This is a genomic window from Saccharothrix algeriensis (assembly GCF_016907655.1).
Classification (GTDB): Bacteria; Actinomycetota; Actinomycetes; order Mycobacteriales; family Pseudonocardiaceae; genus Actinosynnema; species Actinosynnema algeriense.
In genome coordinates, this window is sequence record NZ_JAFBCL010000001.1 from 4,240,536 (window position 1) to 4,258,003 (window position 17,468).

Genomic DNA, 17,468 nt, shown 5'->3' on the forward strand with positions numbered 1-17,468 from the left:
TTCACTGTGCTCGTGTTCCTGGCTGCGTCGAGTACGCGCACGTCCTCCCGCGCGAGGAGCGGAGGGCTGCCGGCTTGCCGAGCCCCGCGCCTCGCACCCAGCACCTGAGCACGCTCCTCATCCTCTGTTCGGAGTCTCGGCAGCTAATGCGACTGGTCGGGAAGCGGGATGGTCTGCCGGGAGCGGGCCGACTCGAAGGCGGCCTCGACGACTTCCAGGCCGGTGACGGCGTCCGCGGCGGCGACCGGCGTGCCGCCGGCCGCGACGGCGGCGTAGAAGTCCTGGTAGGCGCCGCGCTCGGTCTCCACCGGGGTGCCGGACAGGGTGCCCCAGGACTCCTCGGCCTCCGCGCCCCAGTCGGCCCCGCCGGGCACCGCGCCGGCCCTGAGCCGGTCCTCCTGCGGGTCCATGCCGTGCTTGACGTAGGCCGCGCGGTCGCCCAGGACGCGGAAGCGCGGCCCGAGGTCGGCGGCCAGCGCCGACGCCCACAGGTGCGAGATCGTCCCACCCCGGTGCGTCAGCGCCAGGAACGCGTCGTCGTGCGCGCGGGCGCCGCGGCGCAGCGTCCGCACCTCCGCGTAGACCTCCGTCGGGCGGCCGAACAGCGCCACCGCTTGGTCGACCAGGTGGGTGCCCAGGTCGTAGACGATGCTGCCGAGGTCGGCCGGGTCGCCGGACTCCTTCCACGACCCCTTGGGCTCCGGCCGCCACCGCTCGAACCGCGACTCGAACCGGTGCACGTCGCCGAGCGCGCCCTCGCGCAGGAGCTTCCCGACGGTCCGGAAGTCGCCGTCCCAGCGGCGGTTGTGGAACGGCACGAGCCGGCGGCCCCGCTCCTCGGCCAGCTCCACCAGGGCGCGCGCCTCGGCGGCCGAACCGGCGAAGGGCTTGTCCACCACCACGTCCAGCCCGTGCTCCAGCGCCGACCGGGCGTGCGCGGCGTGGTGCCGGTTGGGCGTGGTCACCACCGCGAGGTCGAACTCGCCCGCCCGCCGCAGCAGCTCGTCGACCGAGGGGATCACCTCGGCGTCGGGGTACCGCGCGCGCACCTCGTCCCGGCGTCCGGGATTCCCGGTGACCACGGCCGACAGGGTCAGCCCTGGCGCGGTGGCGAGGAACGGGGCGTGGAAAGCGGCTCCGCCGAGCCCGTAACCGATCAGTGCGGTGCGCATACGACGAACCCTAGGCTTCCCAAGACGTGGACGCCTTGTCGCGCACCGTGACCCGCGGCTACCTTCAGCAGCATGAGTCTCCGGGTGGCGCGACGGCGCGTGCGGCACGCGCGCGCCGCCCGGACGGCCTGTCGTGTCGGCTGATCCACCCCCCTCTGCGCGTCGTCCCCCTTCGTCGCGCCCGTACAACCCCCAGCCTTGACAGGAGCTTCGAGCATGTCCTGGTCCTTCGAAACCCAGCAGGTCCACTCCGGTGCGGCGCCGGACCCGACGACCGGCGCCCGCGCCACGCCGATCTACCAGACCACCTCGTACGTCTTCCGCGACACCGCGCACGGCGCGGCGCTGTTCAGCCTCGCGGAGCCGGGCAACATCTACACCCGCATCAACAACCCGACCCAGGACGTGCTGGAGCAGCGGGTCGCCGCGCTGGAGGGCGGGGTGGCGGCGGTGGCGTTCGCCTCCGGCCAGGCCGCCGAGACCGCGACCGTGCTCAACCTCGCGCGCGCGGGCGACCACCTGGTCTCCAGCGCGTCGCTCTACGGCGGCACCTACAACCTGTTCCACTACACGCTGCCCAAGCTCGGCATCGAGGTGTCCTTCGTGGACGACCCGGACGACCTGGAGGCGTGGCGCGCGGCGGTGCGGCCCAACACCAAGCTGTTCTTCGCCGAGTCGCTGGCCAACCCGCGCAGCAACGTGCTCGACATCGCGGCGGTGGCCGAGGTCGCGCACGCGGCCGGCGTGCCGCTGGTGGTGGACAACACCCTGCCGACGCCCTACCTGCTCCGGCCGCTGGAGCACGGCGCGGACATCGTCGTGCACTCGGCCACCAAGTACCTCGGCGGCCACGGCACCGCGATCGCGGGCGTGGTCGTCGACGGCGGCCGGTTCGAGTTCTCCGACGCCGAGCGGTTCCCCGACTTCACCGAGCCGGACCCGAGCTACCACGGGCTGCGCTACTGGCCCGCGCTGGGCCACGGCGCGTTCGCCGCGAAGCTGCGGGTGCAGGGCCTGCGCGACACCGGCGCGGCGATCGCCCCGCTGACCAGCTTCCTGATCCTGCAGGGGATCGAGACGCTCTCGCTGCGCGTCGAGCGGCACGTGGCCAACGCGCAGGCGCTGGCCGAGTGGCTGGAGGCGCGCGACGAGGTGGAGAAGGTGCACTACGCCGGGCTGGCGTCCTCGCCGTGGAACGAGCTGGCGCGCAAGTACCTGCCGCTGGGCGCGGGCGCGGTGGTGTCGTTCGAGCTGCGGGGCGGCGTGGACGCGGGCAAGGCGTTCGTGGACGGCGTCGAGCTGTTCAGCCAGCTGGTCAACATCGGCGACGTGCGCAGCCTGATCGTGCACCCGGCGAGCACCACGCACAGCCAGCTCACGCCGGAGCAGCAGGTGGCGGCCGGCGTGGCGCCCGGCCTGGTTCGGCTGTCGGTGGGCATCGAGGGGGTGGAGGACCTCAAGGCCGACCTGGAGGCCGGGTTCCGGGCCGCCGAGTCGGCGAGGTGAGCGTCGGGCCCACCGCCGGTGAGACCCCTCCCGCCGCCGGCGGGTGGCGGGAGGGTGACCCGAACGGGCGCCGCCAGTGGTTCCGCGGCGAGCTGCCCGGCCTGCCGGTGCGGATCGCCTACGAGACCTGGGGCGCGCTGGACCCGCAGCGGTCCAACGCCGTGCTGGTGCTGCACGCGCTGACCGGCGACAGCCACGTGGTGGGCGAGGCCGGGCCCGGCCACCCCACGCCGGGCTGGTGGGACGGGCTGATCGGGCCGGGCCGGCCGGTGGACACCCGCCGGTGGTTCGTCGTCGCGCCGAACGTGCTGGGCGGCTGCCAGGGGACCACCGGGCCCTGGGCCGCCGCGCCGGACGGGCGGCCCTGGGGCGCGCGGTTCCCCCGCGTGTCCGTGCGGGACCAGGTGGCGGCGGAGGCGCTGCTGGCCGACGCGCTGGGCATCGACGCGTGGGCGGCCGTGCTCGGGGGGTCCATGGGCGGGATGCGGGCTCTGGAGTGGGCCGTTTCCCTACCCGATCGGGTGAAGTCCTTGTTGGTGCTGGCGGCGCCCGCGGCGTCCACCGCCGAGCACATCGCGCTCGCGTCGGCGCAGCTGCACGCCATCCGGCTGGACCCGGTGCGCGGCATGGGCGTCGCCCGGCGGATCGCCCACCTCAGCTACCGCAGCGCGCCGGAGCTGGAGGCCAGGTTCGGGCGGGACCGGCAGGCCGACGGCCGGTTCGCCGTGGAGTCCTACCTCGACCACCACGCGGACAAGCTGGTCCGGCGGTTCGACCCGGAGAGCTACGCGGTGCTCACCGAGGCCATGAACGGCCACGACGTGGGTGCGGGCCGGGGCGGGGTCCGGGCGGCGCTGGGCCGGGTGACGGCGCGGTCGGTGGTGGCCGGGATCGACTCCGACCGGCTCTACCCGCTCGCCCAGCAGGCGGAGATCGCCGAGGGGCTCGGCGTCGACCTGCGGGTCGTGTCCTCGCCCTTCGGGCACGACGGGTTCCTGATCGAGGTGGAGCAGGTGGGCGCGCTGGTGGCGGAGCTGCTGGCCGGCGACCCCGGGGGCGACCCCGGGAGCGGCGCGGCGGGCTTGCAGGGCAGCCGCCGGGCGTAGCGGGGGCCCGCGGGCGTCGCGTGACGCCCGCGGGCCCCCGGCCTACCGGGTGGTGGCGCCGGAACGGGTCAGAAGCCCGCCGTGATCCGGGTGAACTCCCAGTCGGCCTGCGGCACGCCGGAGCAGGTGGAGCCCACCTGGCCGTCGCAGCCGCCGCGGTCGCGGTTGACCGCCCAGAACGAGAACCGGCCCAGGCCGTTGGACTTCGCCCAGTCGCGCAGCTGGGTCCAGGTGGCCGGGGTGGTGACCTCCTTCTGGTCGGACAGGCCGTTCATGCCGGAGATGCCCGAGTGGTTGAACGCCACCGCGTCGGACCAGCCGAAGACGGACTTGAGCTTGTTCTTCAGCGCCGTCGTCGCGTTGATGGTGTCGGTCTTGATGTCCGAGCTGCCGAAGTCGAACGGCATCAGCGTGTAGACGTCGATGTTCGAGCCCAGCGCCTGGGACCGCTCGATGAGGCGGTTGCCCCACGAGTTCGGGCCGGTGCGCGTGGTCGGGATGGTGACGATCGTCTGGATGCCCGGGTTGTTCTGCTTGACGATCTTGAGCGCCTCCAGGATGCGGTCCTGGACCGCGGCGTTCTCGAACTCGTCGGTGTTCTCGATGTCGATGTCGATCGCCTTCAGGCGGTAGGCGTCGATCACCTTCTGGTACGCACCCGCAAGCGCTTGCGGGGTGGAGCAGTTCGGGCCGAGCTTGTTGCCGCTCCACCCGCCGAACGACGGGACGATGTCGCCGCCCGCCGCGCGGATCTGGTTGATCGCGTTGGCGTCGATGCCGCCGGTCAGGGGCCGGTTGCCGTCCCAGGCCGGGTTGCAGCCGCCCTGCGCGAGGACGAACGCCATGGTGAACCACTTGACGCCGGTCGCCTGCATCACCGTCTGCGGCGCGGGCGGGTTGCCCCAGCCCAGGAACAGGTAGGGCGCGCCCCGGCCGTTGATCGGCTGCGGGCCGTCCTGCGTGGTGGCCGTGACCTGGTTGGACGGGTCTGAGGTGTTGCGCGCCGCGTCCCGCGCCCGCACGGTGAACTGGTAGGCCGTGGCCGGGTTGAGCCCGGACACGGTCGCGGTCGTCCCCGTGCTGGTGGCCGCGACGGTGTCGCCGCGGTAGACGTCGTAGCCGCTCACGGCCACGTTGTCGGTCGACGCGTCCCAGGCCAGCGACACCGAGTTGGCGGTGGTGCCGGTGACCTTCAGGTTGGCCGGGGCCGAGGGCGCGGTCGTGTCGTCGCCGCCACCGCCGCCCTCGCACGGCGCGTCGTTGACGGTGCAGTTGGTCGGCACGCCGCCGCCGGTGCCCACGAAGCCGAAGCTGCGGGTGGCGCCGGCGGCCAGGCCACCGTTGTACTCCCGGTTGGTGGCCACGTAGTGGTTGCCCGTGCGGGTGATCAACGCGTCCCAGTACGAGCCCATGGTCGTGCCCGCGGGCAGGTCGAACTCGACCTTCCACGACGTCAGGGCGCCGGGACCGCCGTTGGTGATCGTGTACTTGCCCTCGAAGCCGCTGCCCCAGTCCTGGGCTTTGGCGAACGTCGCGGTGACGCCGGGCGCGGCGGAGGCGGCCGGCCCGAAGAACGCTAGTGATCCGATGGCCAGCGCGCTCGCGGCCAGCAGCGCGCCCAATCGTGGTTTCATGGGGACTCCTCGGCGGATTGGCAGGGTTACCGCGCCCACCGGGGAGACTGGTCTAGACCACAGAGCTTGTCAATGGCTCCTACTCGTCCAGTGCGGCCTCGATCCAGGGTGCGACCGCCAGGTCGCGCACCTCGCACTCCAGCGCGAGCTTCACCGTCCAGCGCAGCGCCTGCAGGACCACCGTGGCCAGCTCCTGCGGCCGGCCGTTGGCCAGGGCGATCTCGATCTGCTCGGCCGCCGCCTGCTGGTCGCCGTGGACCTCGGCCAACAGGGTGCGGATCGCCGTGCGGACGGGCGGGTCCGCGTCGTCGATCGGGACCTCCTGGCCGTCCTCGTCGAACACCTGCATCTTGACCGGGGTGGCGCCGCCGGACCCGAGCGCCGAGACCATGTCGCTGCACTCGGAGAACAGCAGCAGCACCAGCTCCCGGATCTCCTCGTTGCCCTCGGGCGACCCGCTGAGGTAGCCGGTGACCAGGTCGACCGCGACAGCGTCCTCCCCGGCCTTGGCCGCGACCAAGGCGTCACCGGCGACGGCGGTGAGCCGTGCCCAGCGGTCCGGATCCTGCGGGTGCATTCAGCCATCTTCCATCACGGAGTAGGGGAGCACAGCTCTGCGGTACTGCCTACCGGGTGGCGTTCGGGTGCCGCAACGGCTTGCCGCGCCGACCGCCGGGGTGCTACCCCGGCGCGGCGCGCCGCCGGGGCCACGTGCCGCACGGCGCCGGCCGCGTGCGGTCGCACGGCCCGGACGGCCGCCGGCCGCTGCCGCCCGACCCCGTGCCCGGCGGCTGCGGCCCCGTGCCGCTCCCCGCGCCCGGCGCGTGGTGACCGGCCGGCGCGGCCCGGGGCCGGGGAGCGGGGCCCCGGGCCGGTCGTGGCCGGGCCGCCGCGCAGCGGGCGGGTCGCGGCCGTCGTCGCGTTGATCACCACGGGGTCGTGTACCTCGTCAGCGCGGCGGGAAACATGGGCCGGTTCCGGCCGGCCGCGGGCCTGCTCCTCCCGCCGCCGGCGGCCGGCCGCGCCGTCGGCGCCCGCGGCCGGGCCGAGCAGCGCCGCCAGGCCGAGCGGGGCGCCGGGTCCGTGCTGGTGGGGCGGGTCCGCGGCGCGGCGGCCCACCGCAGGTCGCCGGCGGTGGCGCGCCCCGCCCGGCGCCCGGACCGGCCGGGGCCGGGGCGCGCGAGTTCGCCGGGTCGGGTGACGCGGCGCGGACCGCGTCGTCCACAGAGGACGAAGGTTTCGCGGTCCGCGCCGAGGAGCGCCGGCGGTTTCCCGCCCGGACGCGCGGCGACCGTCGCCGATGAGTCCGATGTGGACGGTGAGCGGTTCGACGCCGTGGTGGCGCGGCCGGCTACCCGGCCCGCACGCCCCGCTCGACGACGGGCTCCGGCTGCCCGAGCCCACCGGCGCGGCCTCGGTCCTGCCTGGGTATCGCGGCCAGCAGCGCCACGGCGATCGTCGCGCCGTGCAGGGCGACCATCGCGCCGGTCGGCTCCAGCACCAGCAGCGGCGGCACGCAGGCCAGGGCGGTGAGCAGCCACGGCCGCCGGCCGTGGCAGGTGCCGGCGCGGGCGGTGTGCAGGAGGTACCAGCCCAGCAGCAGGTGGATGAGGTTCTGCAGCGGGTCGACCTTGAGCACCACCAGCGTCCCGGCCGCGCCGGCGAAACCCGTCACGACGAACCCGAGCACGCCCAGCACGCCGTAGCCGACGCCCAGCGTGGCGGCCAACCTGGTCCGGTGGGTCTCCCGCGCGTGGCAGGGCAGCAGGGCGGCGGTGCGCTCGAAGCGGTGGAACAGCAGCAGGACCGGCAGCAGCAGGAGCACCAGGACCGACAGCCAGCGCGGCCGGGCGACCACCCAGTCGAACGCGGCGGGCGCGTCCAGCAGGCCGAGCAGGCCGATGACGGCGGCCAGCGCGGTCAGGTAACCGAGGTAGACCGTCATCGGCGCGGAGCGCGCGTAGTCGACGACCCGCCACTGCCGGCGGCCGGCGAGCCACGCCGACACCCGGCCGCGCAGCAGCAGGACGGCGCAGACCTGGCCGAGGCCGAGCACCAGCAGGCACACCGTGGGCGGGCTGAGGTTGGACCCCGGCTCGCCGGGCACGGCCATCACGGTGCGCGGGTAGCCGCCGAACGCGATCAGCGCCGCCAGCACCGGCGCGGTGGCGACCGCGAGCGCGGCGGCCACCCGGCGCGGCAGGCGGGCCAGGCCGCCGTCGGCGTAGTGGAAGCCCAGCTGCTGCAGCAGCAGCGCGCCCAGCACCAGGTTCAGGTAGCCGCCCGTGCGCCAGGCCAGGGCGATGCGCACCGCGTCGACCGCGACCATGGCGGCGAGCAGGGCGACCGGCGTGGCCAGGCGGGCCGTGCGGTGCAGCCGGGCCATCAGCGGCGTGGCCGCCACCGCCACCAGGTAGAGGCCGAGGAACCACAGCGGGTGGGCGATCAGCCGCCCGAAGGTCTCCACGCGCGCCTTGGGGACGTCCAGCAGCTCCAGCGGCAGCGGCAGCACCAGCCAGGCCAGCACGAACGCCAGCACCGGCCGCAGCAGCCAGCTGATCCGGCTGACCAGGTACCGGCCGTACCCGCCGCCGGCGGCCTCCACCTCCAGCCAGCGGGTCAGGTTCGCGTGGCCGCCCGCGAAGTAGAACACCGGCGCGGTCTGCAATGCCCAGGTCAGCAGCCACAGCCAGTCCGCGCCCACCCCCGCCCAGTGCAGCACGGTCAGCAGCGACTGCCCGACCACCACCAGCCCGAGGCTGGCCAGGCGCAGGAACGCGGCGTACCGGTCCTCCGGCCCGACGGCGGGCGCGGCCGGGTCCGGCGCCTCCTCCCGCCGCCGCGGCAGCCGCGCGAGGATGAGGAAGACCACGACGGCGCTGCCGAACCCCCAGGCCAGCACCGGTTCGTGGCCGGGCGGCCCCCAGCGCTGCCGCCACGAGTTGAACTCCAGGCCGGCCGCGTAGAGCCCGGCGACGGCGTGGCAGCGCGACGCGCTGTCGCGGGGGTTGAGGTCGCACTGCCCGTGCATGTCGGCCGCCAGCCGGGCGTCCAGCGCCTTGCGCGCCTCCGGCGGCAGCGGCCGGCCCTTGTGCTCGGCGTAGCGCAGCAGGTCGTAGCCCAGGTCGTGCGCCCGGCAGCCGACGCCGAAGTCCCACTCCGTGTCCCCCGCCGGCCCCGAGCACCCGCCGCGCGGGTCCAGGGCGCGGGCCGTGCCGTCCGGCGCCGTGACCACGACCGGCGAGCGCCCGGTGACGGCGTTGAAGTCGGCCGGGAACCCGGCCAGCGGCGAACCGCCCGCGGTCGGCCGGGCCATCGCCTCGACCGCCGCCGCGGCGACCGCGACGTCCCCGGTGAGCGGTCGGTCGTCGGAGGCCCCGGCGGGGCGGGAGGCGACGACCCCGCAGCAGAACACCGCGAGCGTCACCACCAGCAGTCGGAACCAGGCGGGCAACCGGGTCAACAACCGAACCCCCGGCCACCCGCTGACGCTGTTGACACCGGGCTCGCTCATCGGCAGCCAAGGTTACGGATCGGCAACGCGCCGTGCCAACCGGCCTGGCCCCACCGCGGAAGGGGTGCCAACCCCCTTGCCCCGCGGTGCGGCACACTATCCACCTCTTCGGGTGATTTCACGCGGTGCCACCGATCCCGGCCGGCGAGCTTGGCGGTTTTCACGAGAGCGAGACGAGCCTTACCGCGCTTTGCACGAAGGAGCGCCGCACCCAGTGCCACACCGGTCGCTTCGTGTTCTCCTCCCCGTACGGCCTGGGCGCAGCCCGATCATGCCGAGCAGGGGGTGTCAAGCACGCTCTTCGCTTGACACCCCCTGCTCGGCATGATTGCCTCCGGCAGGCCGTACGGGGAGGAGAACACGACCGCCCTTTCTTTTCCTCCTCCTTGGGGGCCTCTCGGCCGCTCTTCATACTTGTGTCGCGCACTGATCCGGGTGAGATTAGGTGCTGTACCGATCTAAGCTGAAAAGATTAAAAGAGTCCTCGCCGGACAGGCAGGCCGCCAAGGAGGAGGAAGAGCAAGAGCGGTCGTGTTCTCCCCGCATGACCTGTCAAAGACGACCATGCTTTCTTGGGGGGTGCAAGCGAAAAGCGTGCTTGCACCCCCCAAGAAAGCATGGTAGCCCTCCGGGCAGGCCATACGGGGAGAACACGAAGGCACCGGTCTGCACGGGGCGTGCTGAAAACCCAAAAGCCGTGAGTCGTGGGCCTCAGGCGGTGGCCAGGACGCCGGCTGTGGTGAGGGAGGCCAAGGCCATCCGGGTGAGCAGGGAGGCCATCTGGTCGCGGTCCAGGTGGGCGCTGTGGGGGGTGGAGTTGATCAGGCCGAAGACGGCGTGGGCGGCGGCGCGGGCGGTGGGCTCGTCCACCTTCACCGTCTCCTGGAGCGTCGTCACCCAGACCTCGACGTACCGGCGTTGCAGCGCCCGCACGCGGCGGCGGTCGGGGTCGGTCAGGTTGGCCAGGTTGCGCATCTGGACGGTGATCAGCGCCGGGTCGTCCAGCGCGAAGTCGACGTGCCAGCGGACCAGGGCGTGCAGGGCCGAGGTCGCGTCGGGGGACGCGGAGACGCGGGACAGGCCGCCGTCGAGCAGGCGCTCGGAGATCGACGTCAGCATCTCGCCGAGCATGGCGTCCTTGCTGCGGAAGTGCCGGTAGAGCGCCGGGCCGGAGATCCCCACGGCCGCGCCGATGTCGTCGATGCCCACGCCGTGGAAGCCGTGTCGGGCGAACAGCTCGGCCGCCGCGGCCAGGATCTGCTCCCGGCGGGTCTGCTTCGGTTCCTCGGCTGGCACGCGCCCCATCCTAAACGGCCCGGCGGAGAAACGTAAACGAGCGTTAACCGGTGGGTCGCCCGGAGATCGCCGGCCCGCCGCGCCGGACCGCGAAGTTAACTCTTGACCGGGGCTTTTGGTCAGACCTACCAACTGGTAACTGTTGTTGTGCTCCGCATCACACCCTGCGTGTTTCCCTCCGGGAGGCTGCTCGATGCGCCCTGTCCGCACCCTGCTCGGCGCGGTGCTCGCCGCCGCGGCGGCACTGCTCACCGCCCTGCCCGCCCAAGCCCAGGCCCAAGTCCAGGCCGGCGCGCACTACGTCGCGCTCGGCGACTCCTACTCCTCGGGGACCGGCACCGGCTCCTACTACGGCGAGAGCGGCTCCTGCAAGCGCAGCCAGTACGCCTACCCGGCGCTCTGGGCCGCCTCGCACGCCCCGGCGAGCTTCAAGTTCGTCGCCTGCTCCGGCGCCAGGACCGGTGACGTCCTGGCCAACCAGGTCGGCGCCCTGAGCGCGACCACGACCCTGGCCACCGTCTCGGTGGGCGGGAACGACGCCGGGTTCACCGACGTCATCACCGCCTGCACGTTCGGCACCGACCAGGTGTGCGTCGACCGCGTCGACAAGGCCAAGACCTACGCCACCACGACGCTGCCCGGCCTGCTGGACAACGTCTACGCGCAGATCCGCAACCGGGCGCCCTCGGCGCGGGTCGTCGTGCTCGGGTACCCGCGCCTGTACAAGGTGCCGGGCTCGTGCTCGGTGGGCCTGAGCGACACCAAGCGGTCGGCGATCAACTCGGCCGCCGACACCCTGCACACCGTCATCTCCCGCCGGGCCGCCGCCAAGTCGTTCACCTACCGCGACCTGCGCGGGGCGTACGCCGGGCACGAGATCTGCTCGGCCGACTGGTGGCTGAACAGCCTGTCGTGGCCGGTGGAGGAGTCCTACCACCCCAACCGCAGCGGCCAGCGGCTCGGCTACCTGCCGCAGCTCAACGCCGTCACGGGCTGACGCGCCCGCGGCGCGCTGCTCCGACCGGTGAGGGGGTCGCCCCGGCGGCCCCCTCACCGCCGCGCCGCCCACCGCGTCCCGGCGTGTCCCCGCCGCCGCGCCGGCGCGGGTGGACGCCGGGCGTTAACAAGCGCTAACATCTCCTCAGGTTAACGACTGCTAACCGCGAGGAGCCCATGGACGCCCCCGTCCTGCGCAGCGCCGCCGACAAGTCCGGCGACGCCTTCCGGCGGTACGCCGACGAGCACACCGCCCTCGTCCGAGACCTGCGCGCGAAGCTCGCCGGAGCCGCCCGCGGCGGCTCGGACAAGGCCCGCGCCCGCCACGTCGAGCGCGGCAAGCTGCTGCCCCGCGACCGGGTGGACGCGCTGCTGGACCCGGGCTCGCCGTTCCTGGAGCTGTCCCCGCTGGCCGCCGACGGCCTCTACGGCGGCGAGGCGCCGGCGGCCGGGGTGATCACCGGCGTCGGCCGGGTGTCCGGGCGCGAGTGCGTGGTCGTGGCCAACGACGCCACCGTCAAGGGCGGCACCTACTACCCGATGACGGTCAAGAAGCACCTGCGCGCGCAGGAAGTCGCGCTGCACAACCGGCTGCCCTGCGTCTACCTGGTGGACTCCGGCGGCGCGTTCCTGCCCAGGCAGGACGAGGTGTTCCCGGACCGCGAGCACTTCGGGCGGATCTTCTTCAACCAGGCCACCATGTCCGCGCGGGGCATCCCGCAGATCGCCGCCGTGCTCGGCTCGTGCACGGCAGGCGGCGCGTACGTCCCGGCGATGAGCGACGAGGCCGTGATCGTGCGCGGCCAGGGCACGATCTTCCTCGGCGGCCCGCCGCTGGTGAAGGCCGCGACCGGCGAGGTGGTGACGGCGGAGGAGCTGGGCGGCGGCGACCTGCACGCGCGCACCTCCGGCGTGACCGACCACCTGGCCGACGACGACGCGCACGCGCTGCGGATCGTCCGCTCCATCGTCAGCACCCTCGGCCCGCGCGCCGAGCGGCCGTGGCGGGTCGAGCCGAGCGTCGAGCCGGCGGTGGACCCCGACGAGCTGTACGGCGTGGTGCCGACCGACAGCCGCACGCCCTACGACGTGCGCGAGGTGATCGCGCGGGTGGTGGACGGCAGCCGGTTCCACGAGTTCAAGAAGGAGTACGGCGCCACCCTCGTCACCGGGTTCGCCCGCATCCACGGCCACCCGGTCGGCGTCGTCGCCAACAACGGCGTGCTGTTCGGCGAGTCGGCGCTCAAGGGCGCGCACTTCGTCCAGCTGTGCGACCAGCGCGGCGTGCCGCTGGTGTTCCTCCAGAACATCAGCGGTTTCATGGTCGGCCGCGAGTACGAGGCGGGCGGGATCGCCAAGCACGGCGCGAAGATGGTCACCGCGGTGGCCTGCGCGCGGGTGCCGAAGTTCACCGTCGTCATCGGCGGCTCGTTCGGCGCGGGCAACTACTCGATGTGCGGCCGGGCGTACTCGCCGCGCTTCCTGTGGATGTGGCCCAACGCCCGCATCTCGGTGATGGGCGGCGAGCAGGCGGCCTCGGTGCTCGCGACCGTGCGGCGCGACCAGCTCGGCGACTCGTGGTCGGCCGAGGACGAGGAGGCGTTCAAGGCCCCGATCCGGCAGCAGTACGAGGACCAGGGCAACCCGTACTACTCCACAGCGCGGCTGTGGGACGACGGCGTGATCGACCCGAAGGACACCCGCACGGTGCTCGGGCTCGCGCTGTCCGCGGCGGCCAACGCGCCGCTGGAGCCCGTCGGCTACGGCGTTTTCCGGATGTGATGGCGATGTTCGACAGCGTTCTGGTGGCCAACCGCGGCGAGATCGCGGTCCGCGTGATCCGCGCGCTGCGGCGCTTCGGGATCAGGTCCGTCGCCGTCCACAGCGACGCCGACGCCGACGCCCTGCACGTGCGGCTGGCCGACCGGGCCGTCCGCATCGGCCCGGCGGCGGCCCGGGAGAGCTACCTGTCGGTGGAGCGGATCCTCGCGGCGGCGCGGGAGACCGGCGCGCAGGCGGTCCACCCCGGCTACGGCTTCCTGGCGGAGAACACCGACTTCGCGCGGGCCTGTGAGCGCGCCGGGCTGGTGTTCATCGGCCCGCCGGCCGACGCGATCGACGCCATGGGCGACAAGATCCGCGCCAAGCTGACCGTGCGCGCGGCCGGCGTGCCGGTGGTGCCGGGCCGCACCGAGGCCGGGATGACCGACGACGACCTGGTGGACGCGGCCGGCGAGATCGGGTTCCCGGTGCTGCTCAAGCCCTCCGCCGGCGGCGGCGGCAAGGGGATGCGGCTGGTGCGCGAGGCGTCGGCGCTGCGCGACGCGATCGAGTCCGCCCGCCGCGAGGCGCGCGGCTCGTTCGGCGACGACACGCTGCTGATCGAGCGGTTCATCGGCAACCCGCGGCACGTCGAGATCCAGGTCCTGGCCGACGCCTACGGCTCCGCGGTGCACCTGGGGGAGCGCGAGTGCAGCCTCCAGCGGCGGCACCAGAAGATCATCGAGGAAGCGCCGTCCCCGCTGCTGACCCCGGAGGTCCGCGAGGCCATGGGCCGGGCCGCGGTGGACGCGGCGAAGTCCGTCGGCTACGTCGGCGCGGGCACCGTCGAGTTCATAGTGGACGGTTCGACCGGCGAGTACTTCTTCATGGAGATGAACACCCGGCTCCAGGTCGAGCACCCGGTGACGGAGCTGGTGACGGGCGTCGACCTCGTGGAGTGGCAGCTGCGCGTGGCGGCGGGCGAGCAGCTGCGGCTGGGCGAGGTGCGGCTGGCCGGGCACGCCGTGGAGGCCCGGGTGTACGCCGAGGACCCGGCGCGCGGGTTCCTGCCGACCGGCGGCACGGTGCTGCGCCTGCACGAGCCCTCCGACGTCCGCGTGGACTCGGCGCTGCGGGTCGGGCTGACCGTCGGCAGCGACTACGACCCGATGCTGGCCAAGGTGGTCGCGCACGGCGACACGCGCGCGGAGGCGTTGCGGCGCTTGGACTCCGCGCTCGGGCGGATGGTGGTGCTCGGCGTCACGACGAACATCCCGTTCCTGCGGGCGCTGCTGGCCGACGAGGACGTGCGCGCGGGTCGGCTGGACACCGGGCTGGTCGAGCGCAAGCTCGAATCCCTAGTGCGGCACGAGGTCCCGGACGAGGTCTACGCCGCCGCCGCGCTGGAGCGGCAGCTGTCGCTGCGCGGCGACGACCCGTGGGAGCAGCCGGGCGGCTGGCGGATCGGCGAGCACGCCTGGACCACGTGGCGCGTCGACGACGTGGACGTGCGAGTGCGCGGTGAAGAAGTCGTGGTGGGCCAAGGGGAACCGCTCAGGCTCACCGCCGCGGTCGACGGCGACGAACTGGTCGTCGGCACCCGCCGGTACGCCATGGCCCGCCAGGGCGACGTCCTGTGGCTCGGCGCGGAGGGCCGCACCTGGGCGCTGACCGAGACCGCGGGGGCCGAGCTGTCCGGGCACCGCGCCGAGGGCAGCGCCGGGCCGGTCACCAGCCCCATGCCCGGCACGGTGCTGGTGGCGCGCGCCGCGCAGGGCGACCACGTCACCGCGGGCCAGGCGCTGTTCGTGGTCGAGGCCATGAAGATGGAGCACACCGTCACCGCGCCCGTCGACGGGGTGCTCGCCGAAGTGAACGTCCGAGCGGGCCAACAGGTCGCGCTGGACGAGACCCTAGCCGTCGTCGTGCCCCACCAGGAGTGAGCGATGTTGGACTTCCGCCTTGACGAGGAATACGAAGCCCTGCGCAAGACGGTCGAGGAGTTCGCGCGGGACGAGGTCGCCCCGGTCATCGGCGAGTTCTACGAGCGGGAGGAGTTCCCGTACGGGATCGTCGCGAAGATGGGGCGGATGGGCCTGTTCGGGCTGCCGTTCCCGGAGGAGTTCGGCGGGATGGGCGGCGACTACTTCGCGCTGTGCCTGGCGCTGGAGGAGCTGGCGCGCGTCGACTCGTCGGTGGCGATCACGCTGGAGGCCGGCGTCTCCCTGGGCGCGATGCCGCTGTACCGGTTCGGCGACGCCGAGCAGAAGGCCGAGTGGCTGCCCTCGCTGTGCGCGGGGGAGAAGCTGGGCGCGTTCGGGCTGACCGAGCCGGGCGGCGGCTCCGACGCGGGGGCGCTGCGCACCACGGCGCGGCTGGACGGCGACGAGTGGGTGATCAACGGGACGAAGGCGTTCATCACCAACTCGGGCACGGACATCACCGGGCTGGTGACGGTGGCGGCGGTGACGGGCCGCCGGGAGAACGGGAAGCCGGAGATCTCGGCGATCCTGGTGCCGACCGGCACGCCGGGGTTCTCGGTGTCCCGGAAGTACTCGAAGGTCGGCTGGAACGCGTCGGACACCCGCGAGCTGTCGTTCCAGGACTGCCGGGTGCCGGCGGCGAACCTGGTCGGCGAGCGGGGGCGGGGGTACGCGCAGTTCCTGCAGACGCTGGACGAGGGCCGGGTGGCGATCGCGGCCATCGGGGTCGGGTTGGCGCAGGGGTGCGTGGACGAGTGCGTGAAGTACGCGCAGGAGCGCGAGGCGTTCGGCCGGAAGATCGGGGAGTACCAGGCGATCCAGTTCAAGATCGCCGAGATGGAGGCGCGGACGCACATCGCGCGGCTGGCGTACTACGAGGCGGCGTCGAGGATGCTGCGCGGCGAGCCGTTCAAGCGGGAGGCGTCGATCGCGAAGCTGGTGTCGTCGGAGGCGGCGATGGACAACGCGCGCGAGGCCACCCAGGTCTTCGGCGGGTACGGCTTCATGAACGAGTACCCGGTCGGCCGCTTCTACCGGGACGCCAAGATCCTGGAGATCGGCGAGGGGACCAGCGAGGTGCAGAAGATGCTGATCGCCCGCGAACTGGGCCTGCACTGAACCGCTGAACCACTCGTTAGTTGACCGGTCGCCTGAAAACACCCCCAGCCGACCGGTCAACTACCAACCCACCCCTCTGCACCCTCCACCCCGCACCCCCATAGTTGACCGACCATCTAGTCATCTGGCGCGACCGCCCCGTAGTTGACCGCCCAACTCGCTCATCCACTGCGGTGACGACACGGCAGTCGGCCAGAGTCCTCCGGCTGCGGTTGCGACGCAGTAGTTGACCGGACGTCTTGTCGCTTAATGGCCGGAGCGAAGCAGTGGGAGGCGGCTGGAAGCAATGGGCTCGCTGGGAAGCAATGGGCTCGCTAAGAAGCAAAGGGCTCGCTGGGAAGCAATGGGCTCGCTGAGAAGCAAAGGGCTCGCTGGGAAGCAATGGGCTCGCTGAGAAGCTATGGGCTCGCTGGGAAGCAATGGGCTCAGTGGGAAGTGGCGAGGGCGGTTGGAAGTAGTTGACTGGCCGTCTTGGGGTTTGATCATTGGCATGAAGTGCGCGCGCATTATTAGTTGACCGGTCGTCTTGCCTTTGGGGTTGTGGTGGTGGGTAGTTGACCGGTTGTCTCGTTTTTGTGGTTGTTGTGGTGGAATGGCTGGCTGGGTGTTTTCGGGGTGAGGTTGCGGGGGGTAGTTGACCGGTCGTCTAGGGTGGGGGGATGGGGCGGAACAGTGATGCTCGGCAGAAGTTGCTCGACGCTGCCGGTGAGTTGATGCGCGGGCAGGGGTACGGCGCTATGAGCGTCGCCGGGATCTGCGAGCTCGCCGGGGTGCGCAAGGGGAGCTTCTACCACTTCTTCGACTCCAAGCAGGTCCTCGCGGTGGAGGCGTTGCGCGCCGCGTGGGCCGCCGAGGAAGCCCTCTGGAAAGAGATCCTCCGGTCGAGCGGTCGCCCGCTCCACCGGCTCGAACGGCTCCTCCTGGCCCAGGCCGACGCCCAGCACCGCGGCAAGCGCGAGAGCGGCTTCGTCCGCGGCTCCCTCTTCGCCAACCTCGCCCTGGAACTCGGCGCCCAGGACGAAACCGTCCGCGAGTGCCTCGAAGAGATCTTCGACCAGCAGGTCTCCCTGGTGCACGGCGCCCTGCTCGAAGCCGCCGAACTCGGGCACATCCCCAAGGGTGAGGGCACCCACGCCACCCGCCGCGACGCCCAGGCCGTCCTCGCCCAACTGGAGGGCACGGTCCTGTTCGCCAAGCTCCACAACGACCCCTCCGTCCTGGACGGGCTCTGGTCGCAGGTTGCGGGGTTGTTGCGCACCGTTTAGGACAGTTGTGCCAATAAACTGTTGAAACCTGCATCCGAATGCATTCATGTGTGAAACGCGGCGCGCACGGGACGCTGAGTCCCCCGGTGAAAACCGGGAACGACTCGGGGAGGCACT

General features: G+C 72.8%; 12 protein-coding genes. 7 read left to right on the forward strand and 5 right to left on the reverse strand.

Annotated elements, in window-relative coordinates; genetic code table 11:
• Positions 1–143: 143 nt before the first annotated feature.
• Positions 144–1,172, reverse strand: coding sequence for a Gfo/Idh/MocA family protein (locus JOE68_RS19485; RefSeq protein ID WP_204843732.1), 1,029 nt, complete (start codon positions 1,170–1,172; stop codon positions 144–146).
• Positions 1,173–1,388: 216 nt separating this feature from the next.
• Here JOE68_RS19485 and JOE68_RS19490 point away from each other — a divergent pair, with 216 nt between their 5' ends.
• Together JOE68_RS19490 and metX are read left to right on the forward strand one after the other, a co-directional pair.
• Positions 1,389–2,678, forward strand: coding sequence for a bifunctional o-acetylhomoserine/o-acetylserine sulfhydrylase (locus tag JOE68_RS19490; protein WP_204843733.1), 1,290 nt, complete (start codon positions 1,389–1,391; stop codon positions 2,676–2,678).
• Positions 2,675–3,784, forward strand: coding sequence for a homoserine O-acetyltransferase MetX (gene metX, locus JOE68_RS19495; RefSeq protein ID WP_204843734.1), 1,110 nt, complete (start codon positions 2,675–2,677; stop codon positions 3,782–3,784). Before JOE68_RS19490 ends, metX begins: the two co-directional genes overlap by 4 nt.
• Positions 3,785–3,852: 68 nt before the next feature.
• On the opposite strand, the gene JOE68_RS19500 is transcribed toward metX, so the two are convergent.
• From JOE68_RS19500 to JOE68_RS19515, 4 genes are all read right to left on the reverse strand, one after another.
• Positions 3,853–5,418 (reverse strand): cellulose binding domain-containing protein, encoded by a 1,566-nt coding sequence (locus JOE68_RS19500; protein WP_204843735.1) that lies wholly within the window; start codon positions 5,416–5,418, stop codon positions 3,853–3,855.
• A gap of 79 nt (positions 5,419–5,497) precedes the next feature.
• Positions 5,498–5,995 carry a hypothetical protein gene (locus JOE68_RS19505; protein ID WP_204843736.1) on the reverse strand — a complete coding sequence of 166 codons (498 nt, stop codon included), beginning with the start codon at positions 5,993–5,995 and terminating at the stop codon, positions 5,498–5,500.
• Between the two features lie 774 nt (positions 5,996–6,769).
• Positions 6,770–8,932 (reverse strand): acyltransferase family protein, encoded by a 2,163-nt coding sequence (locus tag JOE68_RS19510; RefSeq protein ID WP_204843737.1) that lies wholly within the window; start codon positions 8,930–8,932, stop codon positions 6,770–6,772.
• Between the two features lie 711 nt (positions 8,933–9,643).
• Positions 9,644–10,237, reverse strand: a complete 594-nt coding sequence (locus JOE68_RS19515) for an SACE_7040 family transcriptional regulator (protein ID WP_204843738.1) — start codon at positions 10,235–10,237, stop codon at positions 9,644–9,646.
• Positions 10,238–10,421: 184 nt separating this feature from the next.
• Here JOE68_RS19515 and JOE68_RS19520 point away from each other — a divergent pair, with 184 nt between their 5' ends.
• The 5 genes from JOE68_RS19520 to JOE68_RS19540 all read left to right on the forward strand — a co-directional run bounded on the left by JOE68_RS19520 (position 10,422) and on the right by JOE68_RS19540 (position 17,351).
• The gene (locus JOE68_RS19520; RefSeq protein ID WP_204843739.1) at positions 10,422–11,225 is read left to right on the forward strand and encodes an SGNH/GDSL hydrolase family protein; all 804 of its coding nucleotides are present in this window, start codon (positions 10,422–10,424) and stop codon (positions 11,223–11,225) included.
• A gap of 176 nt (positions 11,226–11,401) precedes the next feature.
• Positions 11,402–13,006, forward strand: coding sequence for a carboxyl transferase domain-containing protein (locus tag JOE68_RS19525; RefSeq protein WP_204843740.1), 1,605 nt, complete (start codon positions 11,402–11,404; stop codon positions 13,004–13,006).
• A 5-nt stretch (positions 13,007–13,011) separates the two neighbouring features.
• Positions 13,012–14,928 carry an acetyl/propionyl/methylcrotonyl-CoA carboxylase subunit alpha gene (locus JOE68_RS19530; protein WP_275584731.1) on the forward strand — a complete coding sequence of 639 codons (1,917 nt, stop codon included), beginning with the start codon at positions 13,012–13,014 and terminating at the stop codon, positions 14,926–14,928.
• A 3-nt stretch (positions 14,929–14,931) separates the two neighbouring features.
• Positions 14,932–16,086: an acyl-CoA dehydrogenase family protein gene (locus JOE68_RS19535; protein WP_204843742.1), complete on the forward strand. Its 1,155-nt coding sequence runs from the start codon at positions 14,932–14,934 to the stop codon at positions 16,084–16,086.
• Positions 16,087–16,745: 659 nt separating this feature from the next.
• A complete protein-coding gene (locus JOE68_RS19540) occupies positions 16,746–17,351 on the forward strand; it encodes a TetR/AcrR family transcriptional regulator (protein ID WP_204843743.1) in 606 nt (201 codons plus the stop codon).
• Positions 17,352–17,468 lie beyond the last annotated feature (117 nt).

Bases quoted from the DNA above. Each gene is read 5' to 3' on its own strand.
- JOE68_RS19485 (WP_204843732.1), bottom strand. From the start codon at position 1,172: ATGCGCACCGCACTGATCGGTTACGGGCTCGGCGGAGCCGCTTTCCAC.
- JOE68_RS19490 (WP_204843733.1), top strand. From the start codon at position 1,389: ATGTCCTGGTCCTTCGAAACCCAGCAGGTCCACTCCGGTGCGGCGCCG.
- JOE68_RS19500 (WP_204843735.1), bottom strand. From the start codon at position 5,418: ATGAAACCACGATTGGGCGCGCTGCTGGCCGCGAGCGCGCTGGCCATC.
- JOE68_RS19505 (WP_204843736.1), bottom strand. From the start codon at position 5,995: ATGCACCCGCAGGATCCGGACCGCTGGGCACGGCTCACCGCCGTCGCC.
- JOE68_RS19510 (WP_204843737.1), bottom strand. From the start codon at position 8,932: ATGAGCGAGCCCGGTGTCAACAGCGTCAGCGGGTGGCCGGGGGTTCGG.
- JOE68_RS19515 (WP_204843738.1), bottom strand. From the start codon at position 10,237: ATGGGGCGCGTGCCAGCCGAGGAACCGAAGCAGACCCGCCGGGAGCAG.
- JOE68_RS19520 (WP_204843739.1), top strand. From the start codon at position 10,422: ATGCGCCCTGTCCGCACCCTGCTCGGCGCGGTGCTCGCCGCCGCGGCG.
- JOE68_RS19525 (WP_204843740.1), top strand. From the start codon at position 11,402: ATGGACGCCCCCGTCCTGCGCAGCGCCGCCGACAAGTCCGGCGACGCC.
- JOE68_RS19530 (WP_275584731.1), top strand. From the start codon at position 13,012: ATGTTCGACAGCGTTCTGGTGGCCAACCGCGGCGAGATCGCGGTCCGC.
- JOE68_RS19535 (WP_204843742.1), top strand. From the start codon at position 14,932: ATGTTGGACTTCCGCCTTGACGAGGAATACGAAGCCCTGCGCAAGACG.
- JOE68_RS19540 (WP_204843743.1), top strand. From the start codon at position 16,746: ATGGGGCGGAACAGTGATGCTCGGCAGAAGTTGCTCGACGCTGCCGGT.